Origin of the sequence: Streptomyces tricolor (assembly GCF_002155905.1) — a bacterium.
GTDB classification, from domain to species: Bacteria; Actinomycetota; Actinomycetes; order Streptomycetales; family Streptomycetaceae; genus Streptomyces; species Streptomyces tricolor.
Map to the genome: position 1 here is coordinate 18,716 of NZ_MUMF01000110.1, position 9,418 is coordinate 28,133.

The window sequence follows — 9,418 nt, forward strand, 5'->3', positions numbered from 1 at the left end:
TGACGACGGGCGGGTCAGACGCCTTGCGGCTCACCTGCCCCGGGCCGCGCGGAGGCCAGCGCCGCCGCGGGATCAGCATCCGCGCCGCCCGCCGGTACCCAGCGGCCTCCCTCGTCGCGATACGGCCACCAGTGGCCCTCACGGCCGAGGCGCAGCTGAACGCCTTCGTCCGGAACCGTCCACCGGTTGCCGCTCCTGTGGAACACCGGCCGCTCGTCCGCCTCCCAGGCGGCTTCCAGGGCCGCACGCGCGCGTGCGAGGGCCACGCCCTCCACCTCCCGCTCCTCGTCGAGCACGGCCAGCGCCGCCGCACCCCCCAGCCGCCAGGCCCGGACGGACGCCGCGAGCCCGTCACGGCCACGCCCCGACCCCGTGGCGAGCCGCTCGGTCACGCCGGCGGGAGCCGGCCCACAAGCCAGCCGTACGGCGTCCTGAGCGGGCGTCGGACCGGCGTCGGCCATCGGGTCGCCGTCCAGGGCCGCCGCCAGCAGCCGGTAGGCCTCCACGGCGGTACGGCCGGCCAGGTGCTCCAGTGCCACGGGGTCGATCCCGGGCGCAGCGACCGCTCCGGCGGTGAGGGACGGCGGTGTGCCGGCTGTCTGCGGCAGGCCGGGCAGCTCGGGCAGTGGTGGCAGGATGTCGCCGGCCGCCCATGCCTCGGCGGCGTCCACCCCCGCGGGCGCGGGGGCCGCCCCGGACGGCTCGGCGGTGCTGCGGACGTGCAGCTCCGTCAGGAAGGCGTCCTTCTCCCGACCGCGCAACAGCAGCAGCAGAAACGGATCCTCGTCCAGCAGCCGCGCCACCTGGTGGCACAGCGCGGCCGTGTGTCCGCAATGGTCCCAGGCGCCGCAGTCGCACTCCGGTTCCAGATCGCCGAGGCCCGGCAGGAGGTCGATGCCCGCCACCGCCGCGTCCTCGACCAGATGGGGCGGCAGCTCCAGGTCGAGCAGCGCCGCCATGTGTCCGGCCTGCTCGACCGCGAGATCCTGGAACCGCGCCCATTCCTCGCCGGACAGCTCGGGCAGGAGGACGTCGGCCCGGTGGGCCGCGCCTCCCGGGTCGCGTACGACGGCCGTGACCCGGCCCGGCCGCACGGTCACCGCGCCCACACCGCCCGCGCGCGCGAGCCGGCGCCCCGCCTTGACCGCCGCCGCCTCCAGCGCGGCGTCCTCCAGGGCCCGCAGCCAGGCGCGTCCCCACCAGCTCTCTGCGAAGGCGCGCCCGCGCGCGGGCGGCAGTGCCGCGAACGTGCGCCCCGTGTCACGGTCGTCCATGCCGTCGTAGCGGCTCATCGTGCCTCCCCGCGCAGTTCCACCAGTGCCGCCAGTTCCTCGTCCGACAGTTCCGTCAGGGCGGCCTCGCCGGTACCGAGCACGGCGTCGGCCAGCTCCCGCTTGCGACCCAGCATCTCCGCGATGCGGTCCTCCAGGGTTCCCTCGGTGATCAGCCGGTGCACCTGCACCGGACGGGTCTGCCCGATGCGGTACGCGCGGTCGGTGGCCTGGGCCTCCACCGCCGGATTCCACCAGCGGTCGTAATGCACGACATGCTCGGCCCGGGTGAGGTTCAGCCCCGTTCCGGCGGCCTTGAGCGACAGCAGGAACACCGGCGCCTCACCCGCCTGGAAGCGCCGCACGAGAGCCTCACGCCCTGCGACCGGCGTCCCGCCGTGCAGGAGCAGCGAGGGCACGCCACGGGCCGCCAGATGCCGTTCCAGCAGCCGGGCCATGCGCACGTACTGCGTGAAGACCAGCACGCCCGAGCCCTCCGCGAGGATGGTGCCGAGCAGCTCGTCCAGCAGCTCCAGCTTCCCCGAGCGACCCGCCAGCCGCGGATCGTCCTCCTTCAGGAACTGCGCCGGGTGGTTGCAGATCTGCTTCAGGCCGGTCAGCAGCCGCACGATCAGGCCCCGGCGGGCCATGTCGTCGGCGGTCGCGATCCGGTCCAGGGTCTCGCGCACCAACGCCTCGTACAGCCCCGCCTGTTCGGTCGTGAGCGCCACCGGGTGATCGGTCTCGGTCTTCGGCGGAAGCTCCGGGGCGATGCCCGGGTCGGACTTGCGCCGCCGCAGCAGAAACGGTCCGACGAGCCGGGCGAGCCGCTGCGCGGCGGCGGGGTCCCGGCCGCCCTCGACGGGCTGCGCGTACCGCGCGCGGAAACCGCCGAGCCCGCCGAGCAGGCCCGGTGTCGTCCAGTCGAGGATCGCCCACAGCTCTGTGAGGTTGTTCTCCACCGGGGTGCCGGTGAGCGCCACACGCGCGCGTGCGCCGATCGTGCGCAGCGCCCGCGCGGTCGCGGAGTAAGGATTCTTCACGTGCTGTGCCTCGTCGGCCACGACCATCCCCCAGGGCACCCCGGCGAGCCGCGCGGCGTCCGTGCGCATCGTCCCGTACGTCGTCAGGACGAACTCCCCGCCGGACACGGACCCGAGATCGCGCCCGGGTCCGTGGAACCGGCGCACCGGCGTGCCGGGAGCGAACCGCTCGATCTCGCGCTGCCAGTTGCCGAGCAGCGAGGCCGGGCAGACGACGAGCGTGGGACCGGCCGCCGAGGCGTCCGTCTGCCGGTGCAGATGCAGCGCGATCAGCGTGATCGTCTTGCCGAGGCCCATGTCGTCGGCCAGGCAGCAGCCCAGACCGAGTGCGGTCGTCCGGGCCAGCCAGTCGAGGCCGCGCAGCTGGTAGTCCCGCAGGGTCGCGGCCAGGCCCGGCGGCTGTCCGACGGTGGCGGCCGGCTCGGCGGCCGTCAGCCGCTCCCGCAGCCCCGCCAGCCATCCCGTGGGCCGTACGTCGACCTGTCGGCCGTCGACCTCCGCCGCACCCGTCAGCGCCGCGGCCAGCGCCTCGACGGGAGCGAGGGTGCGCTCCCGCGCGGACCGGGCCCGCTCCGCCTCCCGCGGATCCACCAGGACCCACCCGTCGCGCAGCCGTACCAGGGGACGCTTGGCCTTGGCGAGCCGGTCCAGTTCCTCCCGGGACAACTCCCGCCCGCCCAGGTCGAACCACCACCGGAACGCCATCCTCGCGTCCGCGGAGAGGAATGACGACGGCGCCGAGCTTGCTCCCGGTGACGCGGCGTCGTCGTCCGGTGGGCCGATGGCCGCGTGCGCGGTGAGGCCGCGCGCCAGGTGCTTCGGCCAGTGCACCTCGACTCCCACGGCGGCCAGCGCCCGCGCGCCCTCGCCCAGCAGGTCGGCGATCTCGTCGTCGGCGAGGTCCAGCGCGTCGGGCACGGCGGCGGAGAGGAGAGGGGCCAGCGGCGGCCAGGCTCGGGCGGCGCGGCGCAGCGCCAGCAGCGCGTCCGCACGCGCGCGCGGAGCCGACGCGGCGCGCCCGGCCTCCGCACCGGTCCACAGTCCGACGGCATCCATGACGTCCCCCGATCCGCTCTGACCGTGCACCTGGAGCACCGCGCGGAAGCGGACCGGTGCCTCGTCCTGGAGCACCGCGGGGGCGCGGACCGGAGTCTCCTCCTGCGGCTCGCCGGCGTCGAGACCGGACGCCTCCACACGCAGTGACAGGCGCACCCCCGCGTCATGGCCGGCGGCGATGTCGTCGGCCCACGCGCGCAGGGCGGGCAGATGCTGCGGCTCGGGCGCCGCGTACGCGGGACCACCGGTCACCAGCGGGGCGGCGGGGGAGCGCGGGAGCACGTCGGCGACCGCGTCGAGGAAGGCACGCAGCAACCGCTCCGGGTCGGGCAGCAGCAGCGGCCCGTCCGCGGCGAGCGGCACGGCGTGCGCCTCGGGCGGCATGGCCGCGGCGAGTTCCCGGATCAGCTCCGCATCGCGTGCGGACAGTGGCCCCACGCGCCAGGTGTCGTGGTCGCCGGGGGACAGGCCCGGCAGGAGCAGACCGCGCGCCAGGAATCCCAGGGCCAGTTCGTAAGCGGTCCGCCAGAAGGCGGCGGCACGGTGTTCCCACGGCAACGCACGCGCGTGCGTGAGAAGCGGAAGGGCCTCGCGGACCGGCAGGAGGAGGACGGGGAGCGGGACGCGTTCGACGCCGCCGCCCGCCGCGGGTACCGCCAGCTCCAGATCGGTCAGGGAGCCCTCCGCGCGTGCGGGCGGCGTCCCGCCGTCCGTTCGCCAGAACCCGATCCGGCCCGCCCGCGCGGGATCGGACGGCAGGAACACGACGCAGCAGCGGGCCAGTTCGGACAGGTCGGAGGGTGGTGCCGTGGGAATGGTCTGCACAGCTCTGCCGCACTCCTCAAATTTGACTACTCGACCGGAGTCGCCGAGGGTACAGCACAATGTCTGCTGCCGCTGCCGAGCGCTGTGGCCGAGCGAGGGCGAGCGCGGGTGCCGGGGAGCCACTAGGGGCGGGCCTCAGGGATGTCTCAGGGTCGGGAGGCGGAACCGCGGGGCGCGGGAGGCCGTTCTCAGATCAGAGAGCGGCGGTGGCCGCGAAGGAGGCGATGCTCATGTCCATGAACGCGAAGATCGCCGCAGGGGGCGTTACGGTCGGGCTGCTCCTGCTCATATGGCTGCCCTGGTGGGTGGCGTTCCTGATCGTGGTGGGAGTTCCGGCGGTCGCGTATCTCGCACTGGACCCCTCGCAGCGGCGCCGGCTGCGCCGGGTCACCCGCAAGGAGCTCGGCCGCTGAGGACCCGGCCCACGGCGGGGGACCGGTCGCCGACCCGCCCGCACGGGCCGCCCCGGCCGCCGGGAGCCGCGCCGCCACCCGCGGCACGTCTCCCAAGGGAGCGTGAGAGGCGCCGTCCGGTCACCGCGGCTCACAGAGGCCGTACGGCCATCTTGTCGAGCGCCTCCAGCAGCCCCGGCAGCTCGGGACCCCGGCCCACCGGCAGGACCTCACCGGGCTCCTCGTCGAGCAGGACGAACGCGATGTCGTCGGTGCGGGCCACGATCGACCAGCCGGGACCGTCGGCGCGCAGCGTACGGGCCTCGCCCGGGGCGAACGACGAGCGCACCCGGCCGAGCGGCGGCGGGGAGTCGACGTAGGCGCGCGCCTCCGCGAGCACCCGACGGACACCGGCATGGCCGCCGGACGAAGCACCCGCCCCGCCCGCCGGCGCGGACTCCGCGGCCCGCACCCGCTCACCCGGCGCGGCGAAGTCCGCGTCGTCGATCTGCTCCCGCCAGGCGGCCCACTGCAGCGCGATCTCGTCGGCGCCCAGCCGACGCTGGGCGGGCCCCCAGGAGCCGGTGTCCGGCGGGCTCAGCGCCGGCCGGCCCGCCGCCTCGGCGGGCGGGTCGTGCGGTGCGGGCACGCCGGGTGCCGCGACGGCGACGGCCAGGGGCCACCCCGGCAGGGCGGTCACGACCGCGCGCTCGTCCGGCGACAGCTCGTACTCCATGCCGCAGTCCCAGGACGCGATCGCCACCGCGACCAGCGAGACGTCGTCGATGACGACCGTCCAGCGAGCGCCGTCCCCGTCCTGCCCCAGCACCAGGCCGTACCCGTCGGCGCGCGGCGCGAGGTCCAGCGCCGCGCACGCCTCCGGGTAGTCGTCGCCCAGCACGCTCGGGAACTGTGCCGGCGTCAGCAGTACCGCCGTCAGCACATACAGCGCATCGTCCGCGGCGGCGACGGCCTCATCGTCCGTCCCGGCCATCCCTGCCTCCCCAGTGGTCGTCCATGGGCGCGCACCCTAGTGCGCGCGCAAGCCGCTTGTCACGACTCCGCGCACCACGCGGAGCTGCGGGTTTCCACCTGGACGGGGGCGAAACGGCCACTTCTGGAGAGGGCGGCTCCGCTCAGGCCGCGGGCAGCCCGAGGAGGTCCCGGGCCACCGCATCGGGCGACTCGTCGCGCTCCCGGGCCAGCGCGATCACCGCCCGGCAGGCCAACTCGCTCACCCCGAAGGACAGCGCCTCCGGCGACACCCAGGCCGCCGCCTCCTCGATCCGGTCCTGGTCGTCCTCCGCGCGGGCCGCCACGTAGACGGCCGCGGCCTCGAACAAGTTGTGCGGGCGCCTCTCCCGGCCGCCCTCCGGCCGCGCGGACGCGGAGGTGCGGAGCCTGCCGGCGTACCTGCGGATCATGTCGAACACACGGACCACCCTCTCCCCGGACGAGTCAGTGCCGATCGCCCATCTGCTGCTTCACAACGTAGAGTTGGAGATCCGGTGGCAGAAGGGGGACGACGCGGTGAAGCGGTTCGAGCGGCTGGCGCAGATCCGCCGGCTGGACCCGGTGGCGGATGCCCTGGAGATCTACCGGATCAGTGTGGCGTACGAGTTCCCCTGGGACTACACCCGCGCCCTGGAACTGGCTCTGTACCGCACCTACGCGGTGCCCAGCATCGGCCGGCTGCTCGCGCGGACGGCGGAGCTGACCGAACGCACGCAGAAGCGGTACGACGACACCGTGCTGCTCCTCGACACCGTCGTGGAGCACGGCTTCGCCACGGAGGAGGGGCGCACCGCGATCCGCCGCATCAACCAGATGCACCGCAGCTACGACATCAGCGACGACGACATGCGGTATGTGCTGAGCACGTTCGTGGTGGTGCCCCGGCGCTGGATCGACGCCTACGGCTGGCGGCGGCTGTCCCGGCACGAGATCGTCGCCACCACCGAGTACTACCGCACCCTCGGCCGGCACATGGGCATCCCCGGCATCCCCCGCACCTATGAAGAGTTCGAGGCCCTCCTCGACGCCTACGAAGAGGCCCACTTCGGCTGGGACGAGGAGGCCCGGCGGGTCTCCGACGCCACCCTGGACCTGATGGCGTCCTGGTATCCGCGCCCGCTGGCGCCCCTGCTGCGCACGGCCACGCTCGCCCTGCTCGACGAACCGCTGCTGCGCGCCTTCCGTTATCCGCGACCCGCTGCGGCCACCTCCGCGCTGGTCCGCCGAGCCGTGCGGACGCGTGGCCGGCTGGTCCGGCTGCTGCCGCCGCGCCGCAGTCCGCACTTCGCGCGCCAGAACTGGGAGGTCAAGGGCTACCCGAACGGCTACCGCGTGGCCGACCTGGGCACCCGCCCGGTCCCCGGGCTGCGCGGCTGCCCGGTGCGGCACCGGGACACCTCAGCGGCCGACCCGGTCGAGTGACGCCAGGGTGTCGCGCAGCCAGGCCAGTTCGGCCCGGCTGGTGGCCCGCGCGATGGTGAGCACGCCCCGCCGGAACGGGTCGTCCAGCTCCTCGGCGCTCAGTGGCCTGTCGCCCTCGTAGAAGAAGCTCGCCGGCTCCTCCAGAAAGGCCAGCCGGCGCCGCAGTACAGCCGCCTGCGCGGCGGGGTCCGCCAGGTGCCGCAGGAACGCGAGCAGCGTGAACCAGTGGTTCTCGTCGGTGATCTCGCGCTGGGCGGGCTCGGCGAGCCGGCGCATCAGCTCGCGCCCGCCCTCCTCGGTCAGCCGCAGCACATGGCGGGGCGCGGCCACCGCACCGGGCTCGCTGGCCCGCACGAGCAGACCGGCCTTCTCCAGACGCTTGATCGCCGGGTACAGCGTGCTCTCGGCGACCGGGCGCACATGGCCGGTGAGCGCGGCGATGTGGCGGCGCAGGACGTAACCGTGCAGCGGGGCGTCGTACAGGAAGCCGAGGATGGCGAGTTCGAGCATGACCGCATTCTTGCGCAGCGGTACATCGCTGCACCAATACCGCCTTGACGGTATACCTCGGCACCGATGTATGGTGCGGCGACGACGAGGACAGGGAGGGGTACGGTGCGGCAGGCCGCGTTCGACAGCAGGGGAAGTCACATCCGGTGGACCGAGGTGCCCGGGGCGGAGCCCGCCCGGGTGTACCTGCACGGACTCGGCTCGATGTCCGCCGTGTACCACGCGCACATCGCGGCCCGGCCCGAACTCGCCGGCCGGCGCAGCCTGTTCGTGGACCTTCCCGGACACGGCACCAGCGACCGGCCAGAGGACTTCGGGTACACGCTGGAGGAGCATGCCGACGCGGTCGCCGTCGCACTGGACGCGGCCGGAGCCACCGGCGCCGAGCTGATCGCGCACAGCATGGGCGGTGCCGTGGCCATCGTCCTGGCCCACCGGCGGCCCGACCTCGTCTCCCGGCTGGTGCTGACGGAGGCCAATCTGGACGCCTTCCCGCCGTCGACCGCCGCCAGCAGCGGAATCGCCGCCCATGGAGAGGACGAGTTCGTCGAGACGGAGCACGCGCGCGTGCTGGAGGCGGTCGGCCCGCTGTGGGCGGCGACCATGCGGCTGGCCGACCCGCGTGCCCTGCACCGCAGTGCCGTCGGTCTGCGCAAGGGCTCGGACCCCGTGATGCGGACGCTCCTGGAGGGGCTGCCCGTCGACCGCCTCTTCCTCCAGGGCGAGCGCAGCGGTGAACTCGCCGGCCGGGAGCGCCTGGAAGCCGCCGGGGTGCGCGTGCGGACGGTGCCCGGCGCCGGGCACAACGTCATGTTCGACAACCCCGACGCCTTCGCGGCAGCCGTCGCCGGGACGGGCTGACCCGCCCCGTCCTCAGTTCTCGCGGACCGCGAGTGCGAGGAAGCGGGCGTCCTCGTCGACGTACGACGTCATGCGCCAGCCCGAGCGGGCCAGGAGCGGCCCGAGACGGGCCTCGGCCCGCAGGTCGTCGGGGGTGATCCGGCGGCCCTGACGCGCCGCCAGCGCCGCCCGGCCGATGGGGTGGAAGAGCGCGAGCCTGCCGCCCGGCCGTACGCCACGCGCCAGTTCCCGCAGGTTGTCCACCGGGCGCGGCAGGTGGGCGATCAGGCCGGCCGCGAACACGGCGTCCAGGCTGCCCGAGCGCACCGGCAGCGCGGCGACGTCCGCGAGCAGCAGCCGCCCGGCGCGGTGCCTGCCCGCCCGTACGGCCTCCCGGAGCATCGCCGGGGTCAGATCGGCGCCCAGCACCACCCCGGAGGGGCCCACAGCGGCGCGCAGCGGCGGCAGGGCGCGCCCCGTACCGCAGCCGGCGTCCAGCACGCGGTCACCCTCGCGCAGTCGTAGGTCGGCCACGGCGGCCGCGTAGGCCGGGCCGTCGTCCGGGAACCGGGTGTCCCAGTCGGCGGCGCGGGCGGTGAAGAACTCCTGGACATGCGTGTGGTCGTCGCTCATGTTCCGCATGATTCCTCACCGCCGTGAGGGATGTCTCTGTGCGCATGTTCGAGCGGGACGCGATCGTTCCGTCGCAACTGTGCGCCACATTCCGGCAGTTTTCGAAATGCGCCCCCTTTGTGCGCCCCTGCCCCCGCTAGCGTCCCGGGGCCATGGGACACCTGGACCACGCCGCCTTCGGCTGGCTGACCCCCGTACTGTCGTACGCGATGGCCTGCACAGGGGCCGCACTCGGACTGCGCTGCACCGTCCGCGCGCTCGCCGCCACCGGCCGCTCGCGCCGCAACTGGCTCGTCACCGCGGCCTCCGCTATCGGGACCGGCATCTGGACCATGCACTTCGTGGCCATGCTCGGCTTCCGTGTCAGCGGCAGCGACATCAGCGGACGACGCTGCCGCTGACACGGAAGCCG

At 74.5% G+C, this 9,418-nt stretch carries 9 protein-coding genes and 1 pseudogene; 4 read left to right on the forward strand and 6 right to left on the reverse strand.

What is annotated here, in order from left to right; translation table 11 throughout:
- Positions 1 to 14 precede the first annotated feature (14 nt).
- Both CCN44_RS09520 and CCN44_RS09525 read right to left on the reverse strand, forming a co-directional pair.
- Positions 15 to 1,292, reverse strand: coding sequence for an SWIM zinc finger family protein (locus tag CCN44_RS09520; protein ID WP_086697362.1), 1,278 nt, complete (start codon positions 1,290 to 1,292; stop codon positions 15 to 17).
- Positions 1,289 to 4,195: a DEAD/DEAH box helicase gene (locus CCN44_RS09525; protein WP_086697363.1), complete on the reverse strand. Its 2,907-nt coding sequence runs from the start codon at positions 4,193 to 4,195 to the stop codon at positions 1,289 to 1,291. The genes CCN44_RS09520 and CCN44_RS09525 overlap by 4 nt, the downstream gene beginning before the upstream one ends.
- Before the next feature lie 230 nt (positions 4,196 to 4,425).
- Here CCN44_RS09525 and CCN44_RS09530 point away from each other — a divergent pair, with 230 nt between their 5' ends.
- Positions 4,426 to 4,608, forward strand: coding sequence for a hypothetical protein (locus CCN44_RS09530; RefSeq protein ID WP_086697367.1), 183 nt, complete (start codon positions 4,426 to 4,428; stop codon positions 4,606 to 4,608).
- A 130-nt stretch (positions 4,609 to 4,738) separates the two neighbouring features.
- Here CCN44_RS09530 and CCN44_RS09535 read toward each other — a convergent pair whose 3' ends face one another.
- Both CCN44_RS09535 and CCN44_RS09540 read right to left on the reverse strand, forming a co-directional pair.
- Entirely contained in the window at positions 4,739 to 5,581 is an 843-nt protein-coding gene (locus CCN44_RS09535) for a hypothetical protein (protein WP_086697364.1), read from the reverse strand.
- Between the two features lie 142 nt (positions 5,582 to 5,723).
- A complete protein-coding gene (locus CCN44_RS09540; protein ID WP_202430639.1) occupies positions 5,724 to 6,011 on the reverse strand; it encodes a hypothetical protein in 288 nt (95 codons plus the stop codon).
- Between the two features lie 106 nt (positions 6,012 to 6,117).
- Between CCN44_RS09540 and CCN44_RS09545 the strand changes: the two genes are divergently transcribed.
- The gene (locus CCN44_RS09545; protein ID WP_086697368.1) at positions 6,118 to 7,023 is read left to right on the forward strand and encodes an oxygenase MpaB family protein; all 906 of its coding nucleotides are present in this window, start codon (positions 6,118 to 6,120) and stop codon (positions 7,021 to 7,023) included.
- Here the strand turns inward: CCN44_RS09545 and CCN44_RS09550 are convergent.
- Complete coding sequence (locus CCN44_RS09550) at positions 7,000 to 7,533, reverse strand: PadR family transcriptional regulator (protein ID WP_086697365.1); 534 nt, start codon at positions 7,531 to 7,533, stop codon at positions 7,000 to 7,002. The genes CCN44_RS09545 and CCN44_RS09550 overlap by 24 nt on opposite strands.
- Before the next feature lie 105 nt (positions 7,534 to 7,638).
- Between CCN44_RS09550 and CCN44_RS09555 the strand changes: the two genes are divergently transcribed.
- Positions 7,639 to 8,394 carry an alpha/beta fold hydrolase gene (locus CCN44_RS09555; protein ID WP_079080877.1) on the forward strand — a complete coding sequence of 252 codons (756 nt, stop codon included), beginning with the start codon at positions 7,639 to 7,641 and terminating at the stop codon, positions 8,392 to 8,394.
- Positions 8,395 to 8,406: 12 nt separating this feature from the next.
- Here the strand turns inward: CCN44_RS09555 and CCN44_RS09560 are convergent, their stop codons facing one another.
- Positions 8,407 to 9,006, reverse strand: coding sequence for a class I SAM-dependent methyltransferase (locus CCN44_RS09560; RefSeq protein ID WP_086697369.1), 600 nt, complete (start codon positions 9,004 to 9,006; stop codon positions 8,407 to 8,409).
- A gap of 152 nt (positions 9,007 to 9,158) precedes the next feature.
- Here CCN44_RS09560 and CCN44_RS09565 point away from each other — a divergent pair.
- Positions 9,159 to 9,386, forward strand: a pseudogene (locus CCN44_RS09565) (MHYT domain-containing protein); the annotation flags it as partial.
- Positions 9,387 to 9,418 lie beyond the last annotated feature (32 nt).

What these genes read in the sequence shown, in the direction of transcription:
- CCN44_RS09520 (WP_086697362.1), bottom strand. Translation starts at nt 1,292, where the DNA reads ATGAGCCGCTACGACGGCATGGACGACCGTGACACGGGGCGCACGTTC.
- CCN44_RS09530 (WP_086697367.1), top strand. Translation starts at nt 4,426, where the DNA reads ATGTCCATGAACGCGAAGATCGCCGCAGGGGGCGTTACGGTCGGGCTG.
- CCN44_RS09535 (WP_086697364.1), bottom strand. Translation starts at nt 5,581, where the DNA reads ATGGCCGGGACGGACGATGAGGCCGTCGCCGCCGCGGACGATGCGCTG.
- CCN44_RS09540 (WP_202430639.1), bottom strand. Translation starts at nt 6,011, where the DNA reads ATGATCCGCAGGTACGCCGGCAGGCTCCGCACCTCCGCGTCCGCGCGG.
- CCN44_RS09550 (WP_086697365.1), bottom strand. Translation starts at nt 7,533, where the DNA reads ATGCTCGAACTCGCCATCCTCGGCTTCCTGTACGACGCCCCGCTGCAC.
- CCN44_RS09560 (WP_086697369.1), bottom strand. Translation starts at nt 9,006, where the DNA reads ATGAGCGACGACCACACGCATGTCCAGGAGTTCTTCACCGCCCGCGCC.